Annotated in this window: 21 protein-coding genes; 7 read left to right on the top strand and 14 right to left on the bottom strand. The window is 69.7% G+C overall.

Annotated elements, in window-relative coordinates; translation table 11 throughout:
• Positions 1 to 62: 62 nt before the first annotated feature.
• A complete protein-coding gene (locus ACZ7L1_RS18485; RefSeq protein WP_471438352.1) occupies positions 63 to 1,361 on the bottom strand; it encodes a polysaccharide deacetylase family protein in 1,299 nt (432 codons plus the stop codon).
• A 55-nt stretch (positions 1,362 to 1,416) separates the two neighbouring features.
• Entirely contained in the window at positions 1,417 to 3,567 is a 2,151-nt protein-coding gene (locus ACZ7L1_RS18480; protein WP_471438532.1) for a transglycosylase domain-containing protein, read from the bottom strand.
• 643 nt (positions 3,568 to 4,210) lie between these two features.
• Here ACZ7L1_RS18480 and ACZ7L1_RS18475 point away from each other — a divergent pair.
• On the top strand, positions 4,211 to 4,435 hold the full coding sequence (locus tag ACZ7L1_RS18475; protein WP_366024281.1) for an FmdB family zinc ribbon protein: 225 nt from the start codon (positions 4,211 to 4,213) through the stop codon (positions 4,433 to 4,435).
• On the opposite strand, the gene ACZ7L1_RS18470 is transcribed toward ACZ7L1_RS18475, so the two are convergent.
• The 4 genes from ACZ7L1_RS18470 to ACZ7L1_RS18455 are packed head-to-tail and all read right to left on the bottom strand — an operon-like array spanning position 4,397 to position 9,106.
• Positions 4,397 to 4,630 (bottom strand): hypothetical protein, encoded by a 234-nt coding sequence (locus tag ACZ7L1_RS18470; RefSeq protein ID WP_471438350.1) that lies wholly within the window; start codon positions 4,628 to 4,630, stop codon positions 4,397 to 4,399. The genes ACZ7L1_RS18475 and ACZ7L1_RS18470 overlap by 39 nt on opposite strands.
• Complete coding sequence (locus ACZ7L1_RS18465; protein ID WP_471438348.1) at positions 4,627 to 5,439, bottom strand: HAD family hydrolase; 813 nt, start codon at positions 5,437 to 5,439, stop codon at positions 4,627 to 4,629. The genes ACZ7L1_RS18470 and ACZ7L1_RS18465 overlap by 4 nt, the downstream gene beginning before the upstream one ends.
• Positions 5,436 to 7,883 carry a phosphoribosyltransferase gene (locus ACZ7L1_RS18460; protein WP_471438346.1) on the bottom strand — a complete coding sequence of 816 codons (2,448 nt, stop codon included), beginning with the start codon at positions 7,881 to 7,883 and terminating at the stop codon, positions 5,436 to 5,438. The genes ACZ7L1_RS18465 and ACZ7L1_RS18460 overlap by 4 nt, the downstream gene beginning before the upstream one ends.
• A 17-nt stretch (positions 7,884 to 7,900) precedes the next feature.
• Entirely contained in the window at positions 7,901 to 9,106 is a 1,206-nt protein-coding gene (locus ACZ7L1_RS18455) for an HpcH/HpaI aldolase/citrate lyase family protein (protein ID WP_471438344.1), read from the bottom strand.
• Positions 9,107 to 9,295: 189 nt separating this feature from the next.
• On the opposite strand from ACZ7L1_RS18455, the gene ACZ7L1_RS18450 reads away from it, so the two are divergent.
• Positions 9,296 to 10,174: a TerD family protein gene (locus ACZ7L1_RS18450; RefSeq protein WP_471438342.1), complete on the top strand. Its 879-nt coding sequence runs from the start codon at positions 9,296 to 9,298 to the stop codon at positions 10,172 to 10,174.
• 107 nt (positions 10,175 to 10,281) lie between these two features.
• Here ACZ7L1_RS18450 and ACZ7L1_RS18445 read toward each other — a convergent pair whose 3' ends face one another.
• The 6 genes from ACZ7L1_RS18445 to ACZ7L1_RS18420 form a co-directional block, all read right to left on the bottom strand.
• Positions 10,282 to 11,013, bottom strand: coding sequence for a TerD family protein (locus ACZ7L1_RS18445; protein ID WP_471438340.1), 732 nt, complete (start codon positions 11,011 to 11,013; stop codon positions 10,282 to 10,284).
• Between the two features lie 109 nt (positions 11,014 to 11,122).
• Positions 11,123 to 12,271 (bottom strand): DUF475 domain-containing protein, encoded by a 1,149-nt coding sequence (locus ACZ7L1_RS18440; RefSeq protein WP_471438338.1) that lies wholly within the window; start codon positions 12,269 to 12,271, stop codon positions 11,123 to 11,125.
• Positions 12,272 to 12,442: 171 nt separating this feature from the next.
• Complete coding sequence (locus ACZ7L1_RS18435) at positions 12,443 to 13,018, bottom strand: TerD family protein (protein ID WP_388986806.1); 576 nt, start codon at positions 13,016 to 13,018, stop codon at positions 12,443 to 12,445.
• Positions 13,019 to 13,462: 444 nt separating this feature from the next.
• Positions 13,463 to 14,038 carry a TerD family protein gene (locus ACZ7L1_RS18430; RefSeq protein ID WP_471438336.1) on the bottom strand — a complete coding sequence of 192 codons (576 nt, stop codon included), beginning with the start codon at positions 14,036 to 14,038 and terminating at the stop codon, positions 13,463 to 13,465.
• Between the two features lie 155 nt (positions 14,039 to 14,193).
• Positions 14,194 to 14,652 (bottom strand): peroxiredoxin, encoded by a 459-nt coding sequence (locus ACZ7L1_RS18425; protein WP_471438334.1) that lies wholly within the window; start codon positions 14,650 to 14,652, stop codon positions 14,194 to 14,196.
• A gap of 236 nt (positions 14,653 to 14,888) precedes the next feature.
• Positions 14,889 to 15,326 (bottom strand): DUF3052 domain-containing protein, encoded by a 438-nt coding sequence (locus tag ACZ7L1_RS18420; protein ID WP_200417185.1) that lies wholly within the window; start codon positions 15,324 to 15,326, stop codon positions 14,889 to 14,891.
• A gap of 426 nt (positions 15,327 to 15,752) precedes the next feature.
• Between ACZ7L1_RS18420 and aceE the strand changes: the two genes are divergently transcribed.
• Both aceE and ACZ7L1_RS18410 read left to right on the top strand, forming a co-directional pair.
• Positions 15,753 to 18,500 (top strand): pyruvate dehydrogenase (acetyl-transferring), homodimeric type, encoded by a 2,748-nt coding sequence (aceE, locus tag ACZ7L1_RS18415; protein WP_471438332.1) that lies wholly within the window; start codon positions 15,753 to 15,755, stop codon positions 18,498 to 18,500.
• Between the two features lie 104 nt (positions 18,501 to 18,604).
• Positions 18,605 to 19,351 carry a potassium channel family protein gene (locus ACZ7L1_RS18410; protein ID WP_471438330.1) on the top strand — a complete coding sequence of 249 codons (747 nt, stop codon included), beginning with the start codon at positions 18,605 to 18,607 and terminating at the stop codon, positions 19,349 to 19,351.
• A gap of 122 nt (positions 19,352 to 19,473) precedes the next feature.
• On the opposite strand, the gene ACZ7L1_RS18405 is transcribed toward ACZ7L1_RS18410, so the two are convergent.
• Both ACZ7L1_RS18405 and ACZ7L1_RS18400 read right to left on the bottom strand, forming a co-directional pair.
• On the bottom strand, positions 19,474 to 19,773 hold the full coding sequence (locus ACZ7L1_RS18405) for a small hydrophobic protein (RefSeq protein ID WP_471438328.1): 300 nt from the start codon (positions 19,771 to 19,773) through the stop codon (positions 19,474 to 19,476).
• A 192-nt stretch (positions 19,774 to 19,965) separates the two neighbouring features.
• Entirely contained in the window at positions 19,966 to 21,582 is a 1,617-nt protein-coding gene (locus ACZ7L1_RS18400) for an MFS transporter (protein ID WP_471438326.1), read from the bottom strand.
• A gap of 112 nt (positions 21,583 to 21,694) precedes the next feature.
• On the opposite strand from ACZ7L1_RS18400, the gene ACZ7L1_RS18395 reads away from it, so the two are divergent.
• The 3 genes from ACZ7L1_RS18395 (at position 21,695) to ACZ7L1_RS18385 (ending at position 24,727) form a co-directional block, all read left to right on the top strand.
• Positions 21,695 to 22,336, top strand: a complete 642-nt coding sequence (locus tag ACZ7L1_RS18395) for a TetR family transcriptional regulator (RefSeq protein WP_471438324.1) — start codon at positions 21,695 to 21,697, stop codon at positions 22,334 to 22,336.
• A 256-nt stretch (positions 22,337 to 22,592) separates the two neighbouring features.
• Complete coding sequence (locus tag ACZ7L1_RS18390) at positions 22,593 to 23,810, top strand: alpha/beta hydrolase (RefSeq protein ID WP_471438322.1); 1,218 nt, start codon at positions 22,593 to 22,595, stop codon at positions 23,808 to 23,810.
• A gap of 65 nt (positions 23,811 to 23,875) precedes the next feature.
• Positions 23,876 to 24,727, top strand: coding sequence for a DUF4429 domain-containing protein (locus ACZ7L1_RS18385; protein WP_471438320.1), 852 nt, complete (start codon positions 23,876 to 23,878; stop codon positions 24,725 to 24,727).
• The last annotated feature ends 13 nt before the right edge of the window (positions 24,728 to 24,740 follow it).

Below are 24,740 nucleotides of genomic sequence, written 5' to 3'. Positions count from 1 at the left end.
GCACGCCTTGTGTGACTTCTGTGAAGGGGGTGGCCCAAGAGGCGTGCTGGAAGGCCGGGTTGTCACTGCACGACGCTCGCCCAGTCCGGCGACTGCCCCGGGTCGAGGGTGCGGAGCCGCTGGAGGGTGGCGGGCTTCTGCACCTGCAGCCAGTCGGTCAGCTCCTTGAAGGACACGCACTTGACGCCCTGTTTCGTGCAGACGTTCTTGACGACCTGGTCGATGGCCTTCATGTAGATGCCGCCGTTCCAGTTCTCGAAGTGGTTCCCGATGAACAGGGGCGCCCGGCTGCCGTAGTAGACGCGGTTGAAGCCGGCCATGTAGGAGTCGACGGTCTGCTGCTCCCACTGGGTGTACTTCGCGGGGTCGCCGTGGGTCTCGCCTTTGGACTGGTTGGCGAGGAAGTTGAAGTCCATCGACAGGCCCTGGTACCTGCCGCCCTCGTAGGGGAGCATCTCCAGCGGGAAGTCCCAGATGCCGTTCTTCTTCGCCGGCCATATCTGGAAGTCGCCCGGGGAGCTGGCGTCGTAGCGCCAGCCGTAGCTCTTCATGGCCTTCAGCAGGTTCGGCTGGCCCTCCAGGCAGGGCGCGCGGCCGCCGGTGACCTCCCTCTGGAAGTCGAAGGGCAGGGCGGGGATGTCCTTGGCGCCGGTGTTGGTCTTCCAGTTCTCCACGAAGGAGTAGAACTGGTCGATCTCGCTCTTCCACTCCTCCACGCTCCAGTCCCCGCCGCCCTTGGCGCCGCAGAAGTGGCCGTTGAAGTGGGTGCCGATCTCGTTGCCCTGGTCGTAGGCCAGGCGCAGTTGCCGGAGGGTGTCGCGGATGTGCTCGTCGGTGGCGTAGTCGATCGCCGCGGAGCCCACCGGGTGCTGCGGCGGGTGGTAGAGGTCCTTCTTGCTCTTGGGCAGCAGGTATATGCCCGTGAGGAAGAAGGTCATGTGTGCGTTGTACTGCTTGGCCATCTCCCGGTAGTGGGAGAAGAGGTGGTCGTCGCCCTCCAGCGCGCCGTCCCAGGAGAAGACGACGAACTGGGGTGGTTTCTCACCGGGTTTGAGCGGTTTCGGCTTCAACTGGCCTTTCTGTGGCCCGGTGTACGAGGTGGAGCCGTCACCGATGATCTCCGTCTTGCCGTCCCACTTGGGTTGCGTGGTGGGCCGGGGGGTGAATCCTCTGCCGATGCTCTTGCCGGCGTCCGCCGTAGCGGTCGCCGCGGTGCTGTCCGGCCGGGACACCGCCAGGAAGGTCACCGTCACCGACGCCACGGCGAGGAGGGCCGCCAGCGTCATGAAGTTCGGGCGGCTCTTCCATTGGTCGATGCGGGACGGGCGAGGGCGGCGGCGACGGCCGTTTCTGGTGGTCATGGGCGGCTCGTTCTCCGAGGAGGAAGGTGGGGGGTGGGGTGCTCGGCCGGTGGCGTCAGCCGAGCGGACTCATGGCCGCGGACCAGATGCCGTAGGGGGCGCCGTCATTCGGCGTGCCGGCGACTCCCTTCAGCGGCAGTGGTTCGAGGCCCTTGGACAGGTCCATGCGGTAGGCGACCACCGCGGTGGACACGGACCGGGCCGTGCCCACGTACCAAGAGGCCGTGTCGTCCTGGGTGGTTCCGGCCTTCCCGGCGACCTGCGCGGAGGCGGACGCCGCGCCCGGGTGGGCGGCGCGGAATGAGTCCGTGAGCGCCTCGGTGACCTCCCCGGCCACCTGGGCACCCACCGCGCGGCGGGACTTCGGCGCGTTCAGGGACACCGTGGCGCCGTTGCGGGTGACGTGCCGCACCGAGTACGGCTCGGTGTGCGTGCCACCCGCGGCGAACGTGGTGTACCCGCTCGCCATCCGGATCGCGCTCGGCGTGGAGTTGCCCAGGGACAGCGCGGGGACCTGCGGTCCGATGCTGTCGGGCAGCAGCCCGGCCGCCTCCGCCGTCTCGCGCACCTTGTCGAGGCCGGCGTCCATGCCGAGCTGCATGAACGGCGTGTTCACCGACTGGACGAGGGCCTGGCGCAGGGTGATGTGCCCGTACGACTTGTTTCCGTCGTTGTGGGCGGAGACCTTCTTGCCGCTGCGGTCCCAGTACGGTCCCTCGGGGGTGGTGACGGGGACGTTGTCACGGCCGTCGTAGACCGACTCCGGGGTGACCGGGGTCGCGGGCCCGCCGCGGGTCTTGTGGACGCCGTGTTCGAGGCCGGCGGCGTAGACGAACGGCAGGAAGGCCGAACCGGCCGGGACGGTGGCGGCGTTGGACTCGTTGTATCCCTGGGTGCGGTGGTCGGGGCCGCCGTAGACGGCCAGGATCCGGCCGTCGGTGCTCACCGAGGCGGCGCCGAAGTGGGCGGTCGGCGCCGTGTCCGGGTGGTCCTTCCGGGCCTGTTTGCGGGCCTTGTTGACGGCGTCGGTGAGCGCGCTCTCCCGCTTGCGGTCGAAGGTGGTGTAGATCTGGTAGCCGCCCAGGTCGAACTGCTGGTCGGAGATGTGCGCGGCCTTCTTGGCGTAACTCGACGCCAGCTCCACCAGGTAGTCGCTCTGCTGACCGGTGTCGTAGAGCGGGTTCAGCTTGAGCGGCTCGGGGAAGGTCGTGTACTTGGCCCGCTCGGCCTTCGAGAGCTTGCCGATCTTGACCATGCGGTCGAGGATCCACTTCCAGCGCTCGACGGCCCGGTGGTGGTTGGCCTTGCCGAGGGTGGGGTCGTAGAGGCCGGCGCCCTTGAGCAGGGAGGCGAGGAAGGCGGCCTGGGAGGCGTTGAGCTGGCTCACGTCCTTGCCGTAATAGGCCTGGGCGGCGCGCTGGATGCCGTAGGTACCGCGGCCGAACCAGCTGGTGTTGAGGTATCCCTCGAGGATTTTGTCCTTGCTCATCCTGTTGTCGAGCTTGAGGGCGATCATCGCCTCGGTGAATTTTCGGCTGATGGTCTGGTTCTGGGTCAGATAGACGTTTTTCACATACTGCTGGGTGATGGTGGAACCGCCTTCGGTATCACCCTCGCCGACCGTCTTCCACAGGGCGCGGGTGATGCCTTTGACGGATATGCCGGGGTCGGAGTAGAAGCTCTCGTTCTCCGCCGCCAGCACCGCCCAGCGGACCTGCTCGGGTATGTCCTTCAGCGGCATGGCCTGACGCTGCACCCAGCCGGTGCGGGCCATGGGCGTGCCGTCGGACCAGAAGTAGACGTTGTCCTGCTGGGTGGCGTACGAGTTGAGGTTGTCCGGTATGTCGGTGACGGCGTACGCGACGACCAGGAACACGCTGCTCAGACCGACAGAGGTGAGCACGGCGCCGAGCCACTGCCGCCATGAGGGCATCCAGCGGCGCCAGCCGACGCGGCCCGGCCGCGGATAGACGGGCCTGAGCTTGCGGGCGTACGGGGCGAGCCTTCGGGCGTAAGGGGTCAACCGCTGGGCGTGCGGGGCCAGTTTGCGGACGTACGGCGTCAGGGACGAGGTGACACGAGTGAGAGGGGACGGACGTGCGGCCTTACGCCGCGCGCCCCGGGGCCTGGACGCCTCCGGCGGGCGCGGCATCCGCAGTTGCACGGTCTCGTCCGGCGCCGGGGGCGGGACGGCCTTCAACTGCATGGTTTGGTCCTGGGCTTGGAACGCGACGACCTTCAACTGCATGGTCTCGTCCGGCGCCGGGGGCCTGACGGCCTTCAACTGCGTGGTCTGGTCCGGCTCCACGGGTTCGGTCGCCCTCGAGCGTGTGGTCCGGTCCGGCGCCACGGGTTCGGCGGCCCGCGACCGCGGGACGCCATCGGCGTCGGAAGGCGCCCCGGCTTTCAACCGCATGGTGACGTCCGGGTCGAAGGGCGTCTTTGACGGGTCGTCGGCCCCGGTGCGGCGGTCCGTGGGACGGTCCGGACGGCCGCCGTCCTGGCTAGCCACGACACGCCCCGGTGCGCGGACGGCCCTGGGACGGCCTGTCCCCTGTTCGATGCCATGCCTCGGTCACGACTGCGTCTCCCTCCGCACTCGGAATTGCACGCGCGGGTAGATGCAGCGGCCGGACATGCGGCAGCGAGCCCCCCTCCCCGACCTTGCGGCTCATCGCGGCTTCCTTAAATTATCAGCGACCTTTGTGATGTCCTCGATCGGGAACCGGCCGGTACGTGGTCGCGGAGAGAATATTAAGGAGATCTTGAGGAGATCGTGCGGCATTCACAAAGCGGTGCGGGCACCGGAAGTCCTGTGATCGCCGGTGAGCGCCCGTTAATCTGTGCACATGCCACGCTATGAGTACCGCTGCCGTACCTGCGGCGACACGTTCGAACTGAGCCGTCCGATGGCGGAGTCCTCCGCCCCCGCGAACTGCCCGCAGGGCCACGACGACACGGTGAAGCTGCTGTCCACCGTGGCGGTGGGCGGCACGGCCTCCGCCCCGGCGCCGGCGCCGAGGGCAGGCGGGGGTTCAGGAGGCGGCTGCTGCGGCGGCGGTTGCTGCGGCTGAAGCGCTGCAGCGGCGGCGGGCCGGGGTCAGGCCGTCCGCGACCGGCAGCACCACGCTGTCCACCCGGTCGTCCGTCTTCACATGGGCGTTGAAGTCCCTGATCGCCGCGGCAGGCCCGGTGGCGTCCGGGTCCGTCACCGGGCTCAGCCCTTCGGGCCTCGGCGCCTCGAAGGTCCCGGTGCCGGGACCGGTCACGCCTCCTTGGCCGCCTTCAGGAACTCCCGCAGGATCCGCTCCCCGGCCACCACACCCCGCTCCGGCAGCGCGCCGATCCCGGGGGCCGTCCAGTCGGTGTCGGCCAGTTCGCCGTGGCCCGGGCGCCAGCCGCGGTCCGCGGCGAGCAGCAGGTCGGCGTCGAGCAGCGAGTCCCCGGCGGCCAGCGTCAGCGTGGCGCCGGTACGGCGGGCGACCTCGCGCACGGCCGCGCTCTTGGTGAGCGGCTTGGGGACCGCGTAGATCTTGCGGCCCTGCAGCGACACCGTCCAGCCCCGGTTCTCCGCCCAGACGGCCAGTTCCTTCACCCACTCCTCGGACAGCAGCTCCCGCTCGACGACGAGGTAGGCGAACAGGTCCTCCGCGACCCGGTGCTTGCGCACCCAGGCCGGGTCGGCGGTGGCCGCCAGATGGTCGCGCACCTCGGCCAGCGGCACGCACTCGTCCGCCAGCCGGGCCAGCACCGCGGCGTGCCAGTCGAGGTCCGTGACGCCGTCGACGAGCAGATGGCCGCCGTTCGCGCAGATCGCGTACGCCGGGGTGGGGCCCGGCAGGTTGATGCGCTGGTACTGCTTGCGGGTGCGGGTCGTGGTCGGTACGAACACCGCCCGGTCGCCGAGGTCGGTGAGCAGCCCGGCCGCGGTCTCGGTCATGTACGACAGCGGCCTGCTCTCGTGGACCTCCACGCACAGCAGCCGGGGCGCCCGCGCGTCCGGCATGGTCAGCGCGAGCGCGGCAGAGGAGTAGATCAGGGTGCGGTCGAGGTCGCTGGCGACAAGCACGGTGCTCATCCGGCCACCGCCTTGCCGTCGGCGCCCGTCGCACCCCGCGTGTACTGGGGGTGGATCAGCCCCACGCAGGTGTACGGCAGCCCGTCGACCTCCTCCACCGGCACGCCCCGCTGGGCGGCCAGCAGGCGCACATGGTCGAGGTCGGCCCCCGCCCCTGCCCGGGCCAGGATCTTCCACGGCACCCGGCGCAGCAGTACCCGCGTGGTCTCGCCCACGCCCGGCTTGACCAGGTTGACGTCGTGGATGCCGTACTCCTCGCTGATGCGCTCCACGGCCGCCCAGCCCTCCCAGGTCGGCGTACGGTCACCGGCCAGCAGTTCCTTGGCCTGCAGATCGACCGCCTCCTCGACCTCGGCGAAGCGGGCGGAGACGGCGTCGAGGAAGGCCACCGAGACATCGGCCCCCGCCAGCTCGCGGTAGAACTTCGCGCCGTGGTAGTCGTGCGGGCCGACCAGGTCGGCGCGCAGCACCGTGCGGGAGATCAGGCCGGAGACCGTGGAGTTGAGACAGGCGGACGGGATGAGGAAGTCCTCCCGGGTGCCGTACGTCCGTACGCACGAGCCCGGGTCGGCGAGCACCGCGATCTCCGGGTCGAAACCGGTGATGCCGTCGGACGCCTCGAACTCCCTGATCGCCTCGGCGAGTTCCCGGGTGATGGCGCCCTTTCCGGTCCAGCCGTCGACGAAGACGACGTCGCTGGGGTCGTACCGGTCGGCGAGGTAGCGCAGCGCGTTGGCGTCGATGCCGCGGCCGCGCACGATGGACACCGCGTAGTGCGGCAGGTCCATACCGTGCCGGTGCTGGGCCCAGCGGCGCATGAGGACCCCGACGGGGGTGCCGGCGCGGGCCAGGGAGACGAGGACGGGCCGTGGCGACCGCTCGGCGAGGACCGTCTCGGTGACCACGCCGACGGCCTGCGCCAGACGGGTGGCCGAGGCCTCGAGGGCCGCGTGGAACAGCTCCTGGTACTGCTCGCTCGGCTGGTACTCCACCGGCAGCGACTCCGCGTAGTGCGCGCCGCCACTCTGGATGGCCTCCTCGCGCTCCTCGGTCGGCGCCTCCAGGGTGACGTCCGAGAGGTCCTGGAGCAGCCAGCCGACCTCGTCGGGCGCGTACGAGGAGAAGGCGGGGCCGCGGAGGGGCTCGGGCAGCATGGCAGATCTTTCTGACGGGGCGGCGCCGTGCGGGGACGGGGCGGGGACATGGGCGGGGACGACCGCGAGCAGGACGTGCGGGGTGTGTGCGGCGAGCCGGTCCAGGAGGCCGCCGGGGGCGTGCAGTTCGGGCGTGTCGGCCACGGAGTCCACGACCGTGACGACGGCGTCGAAGCCGGCGCCCGCCACGTTGTAGGCGTAGCGCTCGCCGGGGCCGTCGGCCGGGTCGTCGTGCGCGGGGAACACGATGCGGGTGCGTATCGCGTAGCCGGGGTCGTCGACCGCGAGGACGGGTGAACGGGTGGTGGTGGAGTAGCGGACCTCGGTGGCGTCCAGGACGTCCTCCAGCTCGCGGGCGAGCCTGAGCGGCGCGTACATCAGCTCCTCGAAGCCGAGCACGAGGACCCGGCGGGCGTGAGCGGGCAGCGCGGCGGCGAGCCGCGTCGCCATCGCGGGCAGTGCGCGCTCGAGGCGGGAGCGGTGCTCGGGGGTGAAACCGTGCCGTCCGCCGTCGGGCAGCCCATGGGGCCAGCCGAGGTCGACGCGGGTGATCGTCCCGTGGGCCTCGTCGTGGCGCACGGGCGTCTGGTGCCGGGCCACCAGCTCCTGCCCCTTCTCCAGGACGCCCTCGGGCAGCTTCACCGTGCCCGAGGCCGCGGCCACCAGGTCCACGCGGGCGCCGATCTGCTGGGCGAAGTCCTCGAGCCGGCCCAGATCGGCGGGCGAGCGCAGGTCGACCAGGGCGACGACGACGTACCGCCTACGCGGATACCGCTCGTGCAGGTCGCGGATCGTGTTCATGACGGTGTTGCCGGTGGAGAACTCGTCGTCGACCAGGACGAGCGGGCCGTCGCCCGCCAGCAGCGCCGGGTCTTCCGGGAGCAGCAGGTGCGAGGTGGCGTGGGAGTGGGACTCCTCGAAACCGCCGGCGCGGGCGACGCCCTCGACGGGGCGGCGGGTGGAGTGCAGGTAGGGCACCGGGCCGAGGCCGTCCGCGACGGAATGACCGAGTCCGGTGGCCGTCTCCGCGTACCCGAGGACGACCGCGTGGCCCGCCTCCTCCTCCCCCAGCAGGTCCCGCACCCGCCGGCCGAGCGCCACCCCGTGGCCGTGGACGACGGACGGGAACTGCGGGACGTGCTTGCCCAGCACGTTGGAGACGAGCAGGTGGGCCCGCTTGGGGTTGCGGCGCAGCGCTAGCCCCAGCAGCTGCGTCAACCGCTCGTCGCCGACGAGTTCGACCCCGAGCCGCTCGGCGACCCAGGTCCCGGACCAGACCACGTTCTTCATCGGTTCCTTCACGGTTCTCACTGCGGCAGTCCGGCGGCCAGCAGTTCCACGAAGCCGACGTTCTCGTTGGCGACGCCGAAGACCTCGGCGCGCCGGAGCGTGCGCTCGGCCCAGGCGCGGTGCGGCTTCACCTCGTTCATCTTGTTGGTGTACGCCGAGCGCAGGACGCCGCCGCCGAGTCGCTCGGGCCGCAGGATGTCCTGGGCGTCGCTGTACTCCTCGTGGCTGACGACCGACAGCGCGTGCACCGGCATCACGTGCGAGGGGTGGATGCACGTCTTGCCGAGCAGGCCGTTGGCGCGGTCCAGGGAGATCTCGCGCAGCAGCCCGTCCAAGTCGTGCTCGATCAGCGTCTCCCGCAGTTCCTCGACGTGGCCCTCGAGGAAGGGACTGCGGCGCAACTGCGGCTTGAACATGCGCTCCTGGACCCGGAAGTACTCCCACACGGGTCCGGTCACCGTGAACCCCGTGCCGTCGGCGCGGCCGAGGACGTTGACGACGTCGGCGATCACCGAGGCGACGATCTGGACGTCGTAGGCGGTCATGTCGGGGGCTCGGCGCAGGCCGTACGAGGAGCAGAAGTCGGTGACGCCGAGGCGCAGCGCGAGGACGCGGTCGCGCCACTTGTCGACCGTGCGGAAGATGCCGTCCAGGGTCTCCCGGCGCGACTCCAGGTAGAGCAGGTCGGGGGACTCCAGGACGGGCATGGCGAACAGGCGGCGTCCGCTCGCCGTCTCGGCCGTGGTCAGCGCCTCCAGGAAGGGGACGCCGCGTTCCTCGGTGAACTTGGGCAGCACGAAGCCGGACAGCAGCCGGACGGCCGGGCCGAGCCGGGCGACCAGGTCCGGGATCTGCTCCGGGACGCGGACGCGGACGAACAGCAGCGGCAGTTCGACGTCCGTGGTGGTCCCCCCTGCTCGAGCGGAGCCGGGAGCTTGGGGGAGTGAAGCCAGGTCGGTGATCTGCCGGACCAGGTTCTCCTCCGCGGGCACGACGTCCGCGTCGTCGATGGAGTCCTCCAGGCACAGCACCATGGAGACGACACCGCGGGCCGCCTGCTTGATCACGTCGTCGGCCAGGCCGGGGCGGGTCGCCGGACTGTAGAGGGTGGCGCCGAGGGCCGCCGCGAGAACGGGGGCCGGCGAGTCGGCGGTGAAGACGGCCGGCTCGCGGTAGAAGAGACGCTTCCGCTCCTCAGGGGCGATGTGCCCGAAATGACGCATATAACTCCCCCGTGATGCAGGACTGCCCGGAAAGACGTGGCCGGTAATAGTACGTACAACTCCGTGTCATGGGTTCCCCTCGGGCATGAAGTTCAGGTAACTCGGCCGTGTCGACGATCCTGCGGAGAGCATGCGGACGGATGGCCCCCGCGTTGTCGTGACCAGGACGGAGAGGGCAGGATGACGGGCATGACGCACGCGATGCTGAAGGGGTCGAACGTACTGCTCGAGGCGACGGCGGTACGGGCGGTGCTGCGCTGGGCGCCGGGGCAGGGCGTACCCGAGGTCGACGCCTCGGCGCTGCTGCTGGGTTCCGAGGGTCGTGTGCGGTCCGACGAGGACTTCGTCTTCTACAACCAGCCCCGGCATCCGTCCGGGAAGGTACGGCTGCTCGGGAAGAAACGGGAGACGGACGGGCTGACCGACACCATCCAGACGGACCTGGCGGGCGTCGAGCCCGGCGTGGGGCGGATCCTGCTGGTCGCCTCGGCGGACGGCGTCACGTTCGACCGGGTACGGGGGCTGCGGATCCTGCTGTACGACGCTGGGGGCTCCGACGGGGAGCCGCTGGCCTACTTCGACGTCAAGCCGGAGACGGGTGCCGAGACGGCGCTGATCTGCGGGGAGCTGTACCGGCGGGGGGAGAACTGGAAGTTCCGGGCGCTGGGTGAGGGATACAGCAACGGGCTGAAGGGCCTCGCGAACGACTTCGGCATCTCGGTGGACGAGTCGGAGGAGGCGGCTGCGTCGGCGACCGCTTCGGAGGTGCCGGTTTCCGCACCGGAGGCGCCGGTCTCCGCGTCGGAGGTGTCGATGCCGTTGCCGCCGGAGCGGCCGGTGGGGGCGCCTGCGGCGTACGGGTATCCGGCGGAGGCGGGAACTGCGGCCGTGGCTGCGCCTGCGACTGTGTCGGCGCAGCCCGCGTACGGGTATCCGCAGACGGCGTACGGGTATCCGCAGACTGCGCCGGTGCCCGCGTACGGGTATCCGCAGACTGCCGTGCCGTTGCCGGACCCCGACTTCAAGCTGCCGCCGCAGGGGCCGCAGTTCATCGGGCGCCAGGGGTAGACGCAGCCCGTGGCTTCGGTCGCCCGGGGGTCGGTTCCGCCGCTCGGCGGCTCGAGGTGCCTCCGTCAAGGCTCTGGCGGCGGCACGGCTCCCCGCAGCGGGGGCGGCTACGCCTTGGTCTTGTAGCCCCGGCCCCACTGCAGGCCCCAGCCGTACAGGCGGTCCAGTTCTGCCTGGAAGCCGTAGACGAACCTCACCTCTCGGCTGACGACGAGCTCGCCCTTGACGTTCTCGATGAGGACGACCGCGCAGGAGCGGGCCTGGGGGTGGCGTTCGTCGAGGCCGATCTCGATGCGGGGGCCGCTGCTCGGGTAGAGCGTGACGTGGGCGTGGGTACGGTCGAACGCCGGCGTCTGGTCGTAGATGTAGACGAAGATCAGCAGCCGCTTGAAGTCGTCCCGGTGGTCGAGGTTGACGAAGATCGTTTCACCGGAGCCGGAGCCGAACCGGTCGTCGCCGCTGAGCTTGATGTACGGCGGTTCGTTGAGCTCCCCGAAGAAGCCGCCGAGCGGCTGCACCACGCCCTTCGTGCCGTCGCTCAGCTCGTACAGGCACCCCAGGTCGAGGTCCACGTTGACCATGCTCTGGGTGTGCGCCTGCACGACCTCGGGGGTGAAGAACCGCAGCGGGTTGCGCAGCAGGCTGCCGCGCTCGGGGCCGCCTATGTCGGACGTCCGCATGCGCCACGACAGGTTGATGCGCAGGTTGCCGTTCGCCGCGCCCTGCTTGGTGAGCGAGACCCGGTGGTGCCGCTTGGTCAGCTCGATCGCGTTGGTCGCCGCGCTGCCCGAGTCGAAGTCCATCGCCCGCCCGCGCCACACGCCGTCCCAGAAGCCCATGCCCGCCCCCTGCACCTACACGTCCCACCGGTTCCACAGCCGCGGGGCGGCCGCCGAGGACGCCTCCTCGCGACCGCCCCGCACAGAGCGTTCCTCTCCTCGCGTTCCCTCACACCCCGGACGAGACCTCAGTCTTCTCGTCCGAGGCCGTCGCTTTTCCCTCGGCCGCGGCGAGCGCTCGGTTGCGGCGCACGGAAGACCAGAAGGACGCTGCGATCAGGACGACGCCGACGAGGCCGGTGACCACCTCGTTGATCTCGTACTGGATGGTGACGAGGAGGATCACGGCGAGCGCGCCGATCGCGTAGTGGGCGCCGTGCTCCAGGTAGACGTAGTCGTCGAGGGTGCCCTGGCGGACCAGGTAGACCGTCAGCGACCGCACGTACATCGCGCCGATGCCGAGGCCGAGCGCCATCAGGACGATGTCGTTGGTGATGGCGAACGCGCCGATCACGCCGTCGAAGGAGAAGGACGCGTCCAGGACCTCCAGGTAGAGGAACATGAAGAACGCGGCCTTGCCGGCCAGCATCACCGCCGAGCGCGGCTTGCCGCTGCGGGCGGCCTCTTCCTCCTCCTCGTGCTCCCGCTCCTCCTCTTCCTCGAGCTTGTCCTCGAAGTAGCCGGAGAGACCGCCGACGATCATGTATGTGATCAGACCGGCGATACCGGAGATGAGCACCGTCTGGGCCTTGTCGACGTGCGCGCCGCCGTGCTGGTGGGCGTGGGCCGCGAAGGTCATGGAAGCGATCAGCAGGACGATCAGCGAGATGCAGACCGACAGCATGTCGACCTTGCCGAGCTTGGCGAGCGGGCGCTCGATCCAGCGCAGCCACTGGATGTCCCTGTCCTCGAAGATGAAGTCGAGGAAGATCATCAGCAGGAACATACCGCCGAACGCCGCGATCGCCGGGTGGGCGTCGGTGACCAGCTGCTGGTACTGGTCCTTGTCCGTCAGCGCGAGGTTGACGGCGTCTATGGGGTTCTTCTTCGCGGTGACGGCGACGATGACGACGGGGAAGACCAGTCGCATGCCGAAGACCGCGATCAGCACGCCGACCGTGAGGAAGATCTTCTGCCAGAAGGCGTTCATCTTCTTCAGGATTCCGGCGTTGACCACCGCGTTGTCGAAGGACAGCGAGATCTCGAGGACGGAGAGGATCGCCACGATGCCGAAGGCGGTCCACCCCCCATAGAGGACCGCCAGGGCCAAGCCGACCGCGGTGACCACGAACGACCAGCCGAAGGTTTTCAGAAGCACTGGCTACCCAATCCGTATGTGTACGGGGCTACCCGTCGCCGTACCCGGCTTTACCCAACATTGACCACAGAGTCTAGAGGGGTCCCGCTCCGGCCGGGACATGTGGTCCAGCCGGACCGGGACATCGCAGGTCCAGGGGAGGCGTGGAGGGGCACAAAACGGACCGCCCCTTTACGAAACGTTCACTCCGAAGTCCAGAGCGATGCCGCGCAGGCCGGACGCGTACCCCTGACCCACGGCACGGAACTTCCATTCGCCGCCGTGGCGGTAGACCTCGCCGAAGATCATGGCCGTTTCGGTGGAGGCGTCCTCGCTGAGGTCGTAGCGGGCGAGTTCCTGGCCGTCGGCCTGGTTGACGACGCGGATGAACGCGTTGCTGACCTGGCCGAACGTCTGGCCGCGCTCGTCGGCGAGGTGGATGGACACCGGGAAGACGATCTTGTCGCACTGGGGCGGGACCTTGGAGAGGTCCACCAGGATGGTCTCGTCGTCGCCCTCCCCCTCACCGGTGAGGTTGTCGCCGGTGTGTTCGACGGAGCCGTCGGGGCTCTTGAGCTGGTTGTAGAAGACGAACCACTCGTCACCGAGGACCCGACCGCCGCTGCACAGCAGTGCGCTGGCATCCAGGTCGAAGGGGGCCCCGGTGGTGGAGCGCGCGTCCCAGCCGAGCCCGACCATCACCTGCGTGAGGTTCGGCGCGGCCTTGGACAGGGAGACATTGCCTCCCTTGGCGAGCGTGACGCCCATGATCCTGATCCTCCCCGGTACGTGGTTGCCCCGGGGGGCGAAACCCCCCGGTGGCCGGGGGCTGGTCCCCCGGACGCGGGGGTTCCTCCCCCGGTGGCCGGGGTTGGTGCCCCGGTGATGAGGCGGGCCCCGGTGCTGGGGGCTCGTCCCCACTGATGGGATCGGCCCCGGTGACGGGATCGGCCCCGGTGACGGGATCGGCCCCGGTGATGAGGGTTTCCCCCGGCTGGTCCGAGCCCCCCCCTGGTGGTGCTGGTTTCTCCCCCGGTGGCCGAAGGGGAAACCCTCGGCGGCCGGAGGCGTGGTGTCGTGCGGGCGAAGTCGTCGCAGGGCCGGAGGGCAGCCCGACGAACCCCGAGGGGCACGCGGCCCTCGCGGAACATACGGCTCCCCGCACCGCCCGCGTCGGACGGTGCGGAGGAGTCGTGGGCCGGTGCGCTCGGGTCAGACGTTGACGCCGAAGTCCTGGGCGATGCCGCGCAGGCCCGAGGCGTAGCCCTGGCCGATGGCGCGGAACTTCCACTCGGCGCCGTGGCGGTACAGCTCGCCGAACACCATGGCGGTCTCCGTGGACGCGTCCTCGCTCAGGTCGTACCGCGCGATCTCCTGCTGGTTGGCCTGGTTCACCACGCGGATGAACGCGTTGCGCACCTGGCCGAAGGACTGCTGACGGTTCTCGGCGTCGTAGATCGAGACCGGGAAGACGATCTTGTCGACGTCCGCCGGCACCGCCGCGAGGTTGACCTTGATCACCTCGTCGTCGCCCTCGCCCTCACCCGTGAGGTTGTCACCGGTGTGCTCGACGGAGCCGTCGGGGCTCTTGAGGTTGTTGAAGAACACGAAGTTCTGGTCGCTGGCCACCTTGCCCGACGAGTTCAGCAGCAGAGCGCTGGCGTCCAGGTCGAAGTCGGTGCCGGTGGTGGTGCGGACGTCCCAGCCGAGTCCGACGAGGACCGCGGTCAGGCCGGGGGCCTCCTTGGTCAGCGATACGTTGCCGCCCTTGCTGAGGCTGACTCCCACGAGTCCCTCCATTGGTGTCCAGGGGCGGGGAGCCCCGTCGTGCGATGTACCGGATCAACGAGTCGATCCTAGTGACGGGTTCCCACGCCCCACAGGCCTTGGAACCGAAGTAAGCCGAAGGGGCGCGCCTCTCGGGTGGACCCTTCGGCACGGGATCACAGGGTGTCGAGCGCCTTCACGTACTCGTTCAGGTCACGCGCGTCCGGCAGGCCGTTGACGACGGTCCACCGCACGACGCCCTCCTTGTCGATGATGAAGGTCCCGCGCACCGCGCAACCCTTGTCCTCGTCGAAGACGCCGTAGGCGCGCGAAATGTTGCCGTGCGGCCAGAAGTCGGACAGCAGCGGGTACTCCAGGCCCTCCTGCTCGGCGAAGACGCGCAGGGTGTGGATGGAGTCGTTGGAGACGGCGAGCAGCTGGGTGTCGTCGTTGACGAACGTCGGCAGGTTGTCGCGCAGCGCGCACAGCTCCCCGGTGCACACGCCGGTGAAGGCGAACGGGTAGAAGAGCAGCACCACGTTCTTCTGACCGCGGAAGTCGGAGAGCTTCACGGACCTGCCGTGGTTGTCCTTGAGCTCGAAGTCGGGGGCCTTGTCGCCGACCTGGATCGCCATGGTCCTGCTTCCCTTTCGACGGGACGGTTGAGGCAGGACCACCCTACGCAGTGACCAGGGCACGCTCGCGGACGGGCTGGGCAAAACCAGCCCGTCCGCGAGCGTTCCCCTGCTCGAAGAGCTTGGGCGAGATCGAGGGCGAGGCCGTCCAGGCCGATGGGGGTCCGGGGGCGCAACCCCCGGCTACGGCCACCCGCCCGGGGGCACCGCTCAGTGGCCGGCACCCCGGCGGAGCGTCACCGCTTGGACTTCGCGGCCTTAGGCGTCACCAGACGCGAGCCGCTCCAGTCCTTGCCCACACTGACGCTCTTGGACGCCGACAGACCCGCCGTCGTCGCGGCTTCCGAGATGTCGCTGGGCTCCACATAGCCCGTTCGGCCGGTCTTCGGCGTGAGGAGCAGGATCGAGCCGCCTTCTTCGACGTACGTGGTGGCGTCCACCAGCGCATCCGTCAGGTCGCCGTCCTCGTCGCGGAACCACAGCACCACGGCATCGGCAACGTCGTCGTAGTCCTCGTCCACGAGCTCGCTGCCGACAACTTCCTCGATGGCCTCGCGAAGCTCCTGGTCGACATCGTCGTCGTAGCCGATCTCCTGGACCACCTGCTCGGGCTGGAACCCCAGCCTCACGGCAGGGTTCGTCCGCTCCTCCGCGTGGTCCGCGGTCGCGCTCACGGGTTGCCTCCTGATCATGTCTTGGATGGAATCTCAGCCACGCGCGTACGCGAAGCATTGGCCGTAGTCCACACGGGCGGGGCGGATCGCGCAAGTACCCGGCGGTTCAGACCGCCGAAACGGTGACGATCCTGGCCGTGTCGCCGCAACTCCAGGCACGGTATCGCGCCGCGAGGTGACCTACACCACACCGTTCTGCCCGGTTTGCGCATTCCGGAATCATCCGCGGGTACGGGCCCCGAATGACTTTGCGGGGCGCGTCACGGCCTGGGCGTATCGTTGCGCTTTGATCGGGCCCGCCCCTGAACATCCGGTCCGCCGCCATGGTTACCTCGCAGTAGAGATGACGTTTCACTTCCCCGAGGTACACGATGGGGACCGGTGCAGGCACAGGAAAAAGTGGCCCTCTGACAGGTAAGGAACAGCGTGGCTTCCGGATCCGATCGCAATCCGATCATCATTGGCGGCCTTCCGAGTCAGGTTCCTGACTTCGACCCCGAAGAAACCCAGGAGTGGCTCGACTCGCTCGACGCCGCCGTGGACGAGCGCGGCCGGGAGCGGGCCCGCTACCTGATGCTCCGTCTGATCGAGCGGGCCCGTGAGCGACGCGTGGCCGTGCCCGAGATGCGCAGCACGGACTACGTCAACACCATCCCCACCAAGAGCGAACCGTTCTTCCCCGGCAACGAGGAGATCGAACGCAAGATCCTCAACGCCACCCGGTGGAACGCCGCCGTCATGGTCTCCCGCGCCCAGCGCCCCGGTATCGGCGTGGGCGGCCACATCGCCACCTTCGCCTCCTCCGCCTCGCTGTACGACGTGGGCTTCAACCACTTCTTCCGCGGCAAGGACGAGGGCGACGGCGGCGACCAGGTCTTCTTCCAGGGGCACGCCTCGCCGGGCATCTACGCCCGCGCGTACCTCCTCGACCGGCTCACCGAGCAGCACCTGGACGGGTTCCGCCAGGAGAAGTCCAAGGCGCCGTACGGCCTCTCCAGCTACCCGCACCCGCGCTCGATGCCGGACTTCTGGGAGTTCCCGACGGTCTCCATGGGCCTCGGCCCGATCGGCGCGATCTACCAGGCGCGGATGAACCGCTACATGGAGGCTCGCGGCATCGCCGACACCTCCAAGTCGCACGTGTGGGCGTTCCTGGGCGACGGCGAGATGGACGAGCCGGAGTCGCTCGGACAGCTGACGATCGCCGCCCGCGAGGGCCTCGACAACCTCACGTTCGTGGTCAACTGCAACCTGCAGCGCCTGGACGGCCCGGTCCGCGGCAACGGGAAGATCATCCAGGAGCTTGAGTCGGTCTTCCGGGGCGCCGGCTGGAACGTGATCAAGCTGATCTGGGACCGCTCCTGGGACCCGCTGCTGGCCCAGGACCGGGACGGCGTGCTGGTCAACAAGATGAACACCACGCCGGACGGCCAGTTCCAGACGTACGCCACCGAGTCCGGCGCGTACATCCGCGAGCACTTCTTCGGCGACGACCTGCGGCTGCGCGCGATGGTCGAGAACATGAGCGACGACCAGATCCTGCACCTGGGCCGTGGAGGTCACGACCACCGCAAGATCTACGCCGCCTTCTCCGCGGCCAAGGCCCACAAGGGCCAGCCGACGGTGATCCTGGCCAAGACGATCAAGGGCTGGACGCTGGGCCCGAACTTCGAGGGCCGCAACGCCACCCACCAGATGAAGAAGCTGACGGTCACCGACCTCAAGCACTTCCGGGACCGCCTGCACCTGCCGATCTCCGACAAGGAGCTGGAGTCCGGCCCGCCGCCGTACTACCACCCGGGCCGGGACTCGGAGGAGATCCAGTACATGCACGACATGCGCAAGGCGTGCGGCGGATACGTCCCGACGCGGGTCGTGCGGTCGAAGCCGCTGGCGCTGCCGGACGACAAGACATACGCGACCGTGAAGAAGGGCTCCGGTCAGCAGTCGATCGCCACGACCATGGCGTTCGTACGACTGCTGAAGGACCTCATGCGGGACAAGGAGCTCGGCAGGCGGTTCGTGCTGATCGCGCCCGACGAGTACCGCACCTTCGGCATGGACTCGTTCTTCCCGAGCGCGAAGATCTACAACCCGCTCGGCCAGCAGTACGAGGCCGTGGACCGGGACCTGCTGCTCGCGTACAAGGAGTCGCCGACCGGGCAGATGCTGCACGACGGCATCTCCGAGGCGGGCTGCACCGCGTCGCTGATCGCGGCGGGCTCGGCGTACGCCACGCACGGCGAGCCGCTCATCCCGGTGTACGTCTTCTACTCGATGTTCGGTTTCCAGCGCACCGGCGACCAGTTCTGGCAGATGGCCGACCAGCTGGCGCGCGGCTTCGTCCTGGGCGCGACCGCCGGCCGTACGACGCTGACCGGTGAGGGGCTGCAACACGCGGACGGCCACTCGCAGCTGCTCGCCTCGACGAACCCGGCGTGCGTGGCGTACGACCCGGCGTTCGCCTACGAGATCGCCTACATCGTGCAGGACGGTCTGCGCCGGATGTACGGCTCCTCGCCCGAGCACCCGCACGGCGAGGACGTCTTCTACTACCTCACCGTCTACAACGAGCCCATCCAGCACCCGGCCGAGCCGGCGAACGTGGACGTCGAGGGCATCCTCAAGGGCGTCTACCGCTTCAGCGAGGGCACGGCGGGCTCCGTCCCGGCGCAGATCATGGCCTCCGGTGTCGCCCTGCCCTGGGCGGTCGAGGCGCAGAGGATCCTCGCCGAGGAGTGGAACGTGAAGGCCGACGTCTGGTCGGCGACCTCCTGGAACGAGCTGCGGCGCGAGGCCGTGGCGTGCGAGGAGCACAACCTGCTGCACCCGGAGGAGGAGCAGCGCGTCCCGTACGTGACGCGGAAGCTCAGCGGTGCGGAGGGGCCGTTCGTGGCGGTCTCCGACTGGATGCGGTCGGTGCCGGACCAGATCGCGCGCTGGGTGCCGGGGACGTACCAGTCGCTGGGCGCGGACGGCTTCGGCTTCGCCGACACGCGCGGTGCGGCGCGCCGCTTCTTCCACATCGACGCGCAGTCCGTCGTGGTGGCGGTGCTCGCGGAGCTGGCGAAGGAGGGGAAGGTCGACCGCTCGGTGCTGAAGCAGGCCATCGACCGGTACCAGCTGCTGGACGTGACGGCGGCGGACCCCGGCGCGGCCGGCGGCGACGCGTGACATCACGCTGCGCTCGGCCTGAGCGATAGCGGTCGAAGGGCGGCGGTGCCCCGCTCCCGCCGCCCTTCGTCGTCATGTCTCTTTACGTTCTTTACGATGCGGGCATGAACGAGCAGTCGGCGCAGGGCCGTTGGGAGTACCACACCCAGCGCCCCCTGCTGGCGCTGGCGGTCCTGTTCGGCGTCGCGTACGCCGTGCCGATCGTGGAAAGCGGGGCGAGCCGGGCACTGGCGACCGCGTGCGCGGTGGTGGAGTGGGCGGTGTGGGCGGCGTTCGCCGCCGACTACCTGGTGCGGCTGGCGCTGTCCGGGCAGCGGCGTGAGTTCGTACGGACGCACTGGCTGGACCTGTGCGCGGTGATCCTGCCGATGCTGCAGCCGCTCAGACTGCTGCGGATGGTGGCCACGCTGATACTCGTGGGGCGGCGGGCGCGGATGGCCTCGCAGATCCGGCTGACGACGTATGTCGGCGGAGCCGTGATCGGGCTGCTGATGTTCGGGTCGCTGGCCGTGCTGTCGGTGGAACGCCAGTCGCCGCGCGGGAACATCAGGACGCTGGGCGACGCGGTGTGGTGGTCGTTCACGACGATGACGACCGTGGGGTACGGGGATCACGCGCCGACCACCGGGCTGGGGCGGATGATCGCGGTCGGGCTGATGCTGTCGGGGATAGCCCTGCTGGGTGTGGTGACCGCCAACATCGCCACGTGGTTCATCGCGCGGTTCGAGAAGGACGACGTGGAGGAGCGGCGGCAGACCGCGGCGATCGAGGCGTTGACGCAGGAGGTGCGGGCGCTTCGGGGCGAGGTCGCGGCGTTGTCGCGTGCCGCGCGGCAGGAACGTCAGCTGTAGCGGTGCCCGGTGCTGGGCTGGGGCTGGCCGGGGGCGGGTTCCGCCCCCGGGGGTCCCCAGTGCCCTTCAGGGCACTGGGGGAGGCACGACTGCCCGCAGCTGTGCAGCTGCACGGCTACCGACTACGTCAAACCGGGTGTCCCGCCCGCCAGCCACACGATCGCCAGGAGCGTGTCGATCGCTCCCAGGACCACGGCCACCAGGGCCGGCACCGAACGGCTTCCCGTCCAGGTGCGGCCCATGGCCAGCCAGCCGCAGATGACCGCGACCGGGCCAAGGATGATGCCGAGGGCGAAGAAGCCCGCGATCGCGCAGATGACTCCGACGATCCCCAGCGTCGCGCTATCCGGCCCGCTCCGGGACCACATCCGGCTCCGTGAGCGGGGGTACCTGCGCGTGCCGTGTCCGAAGCCCGCCATCATCAACTCCCTGACTCAGCCGTCGGTTCGGGCTGATGTGCGGGTACCCCCGTTTCGCGTTTCAGTCCTGCCGATGCGCTGCCCCCCTCCAGCAGCGCACCGCAGGACGTGACCCACTGTGACCCGCGGCGCACGCCCGGCGGGAGGGATCTTGAGCGCCTTCACCCTGATGAGCGAACTTGCCCTCTGGCGGCGTCAGATGTGCGCGGCGCCCGCGCCCGCCTCCGCGTTCTCCCCGCGCCTGGTGAGCAGCGCGACCAGTACGGCCGCGGCCGCGACCCCGGCCGCGACGAGGGAGGCGAGGCTCATCCCGGAGATGAACGTGTCGTGCGCGACGGAGGTGATCTTCGCGGCGAACGCCTCCGGCGTGCCCTTCGGCACCGGGGCGACGCCGACCTGTACGGCCTCGGAGGCCTGGTCCAGCTGGGCCTGGCCGATCGGCGGGAGTCCCGCGTCCTTCCAGTTGCCGGGCAGGTCGTGGTCCACCTTGGAGGCCATCACGGCGCCCAGCACCGCCGTACCGAGGCTGCCGCCGATCTGCATGGCGGCCTGCTGGAGACCACCGGCCACACCGGACAGCTCCATGGGCGCGTTGCCCACGATGACCTCGGTGGCGCCGACCATCACGGGGGCCAGGCCGAGTCCCAGGAGGGCGAACCACAGCGACATGGTGGCGCTCCCCGTGCCCGCCTTGAGCGTGGACATGCCGTACATGGCGACGGCGGTGGCGAGCATGCCGCCGGCGAGCGGAATGCGGGGGCCCAGCTTGGTGATCAGCGCGCCCGCGAGCGGTGAGCCCACGATCATCATGCCGGTGAGCGGCAGGAGGTGCAGGCCGGCGTCGATCGGGCTCATCCCGTGCACGTTCTGCAGGTAGAAGGTGACGAAGAACAGGCCGCCCATGAAGGCGATCGCCATCAGGACCATCAGGACGACACCGGCGGACAGCGGCACCGAACGGAACAGCGACAGCGGGATCAGCGGCTCCTTCACCCTCGTCTCCCAGATGGAGAAGAGGGCGAAGCCCAGCACGGACGCTCCGATGAACAGCCACGTCTTCCCGTCGCCCCAGCCCCACGTCGGGGCCTTGATCAGTGCCCAGACCAGGCAGAACATGGCGCCGGACAGCAGCGCGATGCCGAGGACGTCGAAGGAGCGCGGCGCGTTCTCGGCGCGGTGGTCGGTCAGGATCAGCAGGCCCAGGACCAGGGCGAGGGCGCCGACCGGAACGTTGATGAAGAACACCGACTGCCAGTTCACGTGCTCGACGAGGACGCCGCCGAGGATCGGGCCGCCCGCGGTGGAGGCGCCGATGACCATGCCCCAGATGCCGATCGCCATGTTCAGCTTCTCGGCCGGGAAGGTGGCCCGCAGCAGACCGAGCGCGGCCGGCATCAGCAGCGCGCCGAACAGGCCCTGGAAGACGCGGAAGGTGACGACCGCGGCGATGCTGTGCGACAGGCCGATGGCGCCCGACGCGGCGGCGAAGCCGGTCACACCGATGAGGAAGGTCTGCCGGTGACCGAAGCGGTCGCCGAGCTTGCCCGCGGTGATCAGGGAGACCGCGAGGGCGAGGAAGTAGCCGTTGGTGATCCACTGGACATCGGCGAAGCTGGCGCGCAGGTCCTTCTGGATGGCCGGGTTGGCGATGGCCACGATGGTGCCGTCCAGGGCCACCATCATGACCCCCACGGCAACGGTGATCAGGGTGAACCACGGGTGCCCGCGCAGCCCCCTGCCCGGCGCGGGGTCCGACGGGGCTGCCGGCGCCTTGTCCCCCGGCCCTGTCGTGTCGACGGTCTGACTAGTCATGTGGGCGAGGCTAGTGACAGCCACTGACAATTGACAAACCAGTTCACAAGTCGGTAACTGTCACGCCGCTCCCGGATAGTGTGAACGAGACGGATGAACGGAATGAGGACTGATGGAAACGGCGTCGCGGCCGGGTCTGCGTGAGCGCAAGAAGCAGCGCACCCGGGACGCGCTGTTGCGTGCCGCCCTGGAGCTGTTCACCACCCGGGGGTACGAGGAGACGACCGTCGACGACATCGCCGAGGCCGTGGACGTCTCGCAGCGCACCTTCTTCCGGTACTTCGCCGGCAAGGAGGACGTCGTCTTCTTCGCCCAGTCCGTCGCGGAGGAGCACTTCGTCGACCTCCTGCGCGGACGGCCGCGCGACGAGGCCCCGTTGGAGGCGCTGCGGCAGGCGGTGCTGGAGGGCTGGGACGGCATCGGCGAGGCCATCGAGCGGATCGTTCCGGTGGAACTCCACATGCGCACCTACCGGTTGATCGAGTCGACACCCTCCCTGTTCGCCACCCATCTGCGCCGCTCGGCGGAGCTGGAGGAGGAGATCGCCCGGATCATCGCCGGGCGTGAGGGGCTCGACATGGACACCGACCCGCGACCGCGTGTCGCGGTGGCCGTGTTCGGCGGGGTGATCCGGGTCACGGAACGCCTGTGGTGCGCGGGCGGCGACACCAGCGTGGACGCGATCCGCGAGCTGACGGCCGCGTATCTCGACGCCCTCCGGCCCGCGTTGGCGGACAAGTGGCGCACGCAGTGACGACGTACGCAGAGCGGGAACTGATTGCGTGTCGACCCCGTGGTCGTCAAGTGAATTCCCGGCGCACCCCGAGGCGACAGCGGCCGGGCGGGTGACCTCTCCGTGACAGCGTGTGCCAAGTGACGTGCACCTCATCGACTCAGCGTGACGATCGAACGCAAGGCCTACCCATTTTGCCCTAATTGGCATATGAGAAACGTGAGACGCGTCACTCGGTTAACGCGAGACCCTCTCGTTCTCCTAGTGTGTCCTCCCAGTGACTTCCTTCGACACCTCCCCGCAACTCAACGTCTGGCGCGCACTGCTCGCGCTGGCCGTGGTCTTCGTGATGCTCGCGACGACCGGCTGGACCGCCGTGCGCAGCCATCGTGGCGCGACGCCCCTCGAGGCGTCGCGTTCTGCGTGGGAGCACGGCGCGATCGCCGGTCACAGGCTCCCGGACCCCGGTGACTCCCCGGCCCACCTCGCCCGCTTCTTCTCCTCGATCGGCGCCCACCAGCGCTCCCGGCTCGCCCACCGTTACCCGCTCGCGGTCGGCAACATGAACGGCGCGCCGGTGGGCCTGCGTTACGAGGCCAACCACATCGCCCTCGACCAGCAGCGGAGGGTCGAGCGCGCACGGATGCACGACGACCGGCTGTCGTCGGTGGGCCAGCAGGAGGCGGGCCGCCTCATGCACCGCTTCGAGGCGCTGATGCAGAAAGGCCGGCAGATCCTCGCCTTCGACCCGGCCGGTTCGGGCCGGGTCGCGGAGGTCTTCGGTGACCTGGACTCCGCCCAGCGGGTCTCGGTCGTCGTGCCCGGCGTCGACACCGACCTGCTCACCTTCCAGCGCACCGTCCGCCAGTACTCGGCCCCGGTCGGCATGGCCCAGTCGCTGTACGCGGCGGAGCGGGCGGCGAGCCCCGGGACCCGTACGGCCGTGATCGCCTGGGCCGACTACACCTCGCCCGGCGGCCTCGGCATGGAAGCCGCGACCGCGATGCGCGCCGAGGTGGGCGCCGTCCGGCTGAACGCCCTGCTGCGGGCTCTGCCCGGCCGCTCGTCCGTCCAGCTGTACTGCCACAGCTACGGCTCGGTGCTGTGCGGGATCGCCGCGCGCACGCTGCCCGCGCGGGTGTCCGACATAACGGTGGCGGGCAGCCCCGGCATGCGCACCGAGTCGGCCACCGGGCTGCACACCACGGCCCGGGTGTGGGCCATGCGGGACGCCGACGACTGGATCCAGGACGTGCCCTACCTGGAGGTCGGGGGCCTCGGCCACGGCGCCGACCCGGTCTCCCGGGGCTTCGGCGCGAGGGTGCTGTCCGCACACGGGGCGGAGGGGCACGCCGGCTACTTCGCGCCGGGCACCGAGAGCCTGCACAACTTCGCCGAGATCGGCGTCGGTGCGTACGACGCGGTGCACTGCGCACACGACGATGACGCGTGCCGGTCGGATCTGCCCGGCACCGCGCCGGTCGGACGCGCGTAGAAGACCAGGAATTGCGGTCTGCTCGGGGAGCGACGGAGGAGCGCGTGCCGCATACGATGAGCCGCATGGGTGACGTACTGGCCGGATTTCATGCCGTCTGGGAGTTCGAGTCCGACTCCGTGCTCATCCGCTTCGAACGGGGGATCCGCACACCGAAGCTGTTCCAGGCGCTCGGGCAGCGCCGTATCCCCCTGGAGGCGATCGCGGGGGTCACACTGCGCCCGGGCAGACGCGGGACCTTGGTCCTGCACGCGCTGCCCAGACCCGGCGCCGACCCGCTGATGGAGGCGGCGGACGGACAGCTCAAGGAGACCTCCGACCCCTACCGGCTGGTCCTGCCCGCCGACCGCGAGAGCCTCGCCCAGTCCTACGTGGACGAGCTGTGCGCCCGTATCAGCGCTGACGGCGCCCCCGCCGAGCGGTTCCTGGTCGCGCCGCCCGAGGCGCCGCTGCAGTTCAAGGCATACGACGGGAAGGCGTCCTTCGACGGCGGGGCGGTGTCCTTCCGCTGGTTTAGGACGGGCGCGTCCTCGGCCAAGTGGAAGGCCGGCGACCAGAGTTTCCCGGTCACCGGACTCAGCGGGGTGGAGTGGCGGTCGCCCGAGGCGTTCGACGGGTACCTGCGACTGCTGCGCCGAGATGCGGGTGGCTCGCCGCCGGCTCAGCCGGACCAGGACCCGGCGGCCGTGGTGTTCGGGCTCGGCTACGGCCCGGTGCATGAGTCGTTGCCGTTCGCCGCGGCCGTGCTGGCCGCTGCGCGGGCGGCGGGCACCGCCCCGGTCGCGGTGCCCGCCGCTCGTAGGGACCCGGCGGACATCGCCGAGCGGATTCGCCACCTCGGGGAGCTGCATGAGGCGGGGCTCGTCACGGACGAGGAGTTCTCCGTGAAGAAGGCGGAGTTGCTGGCGGAACTCTGAGCGCCTGCCGGGT

The sequence above is a fragment of the Streptomyces sp. NPDC107546 genome, assembly GCF_055639175.1.
This window is presented reverse-complemented; position numbering and strand designations above follow the sequence as displayed.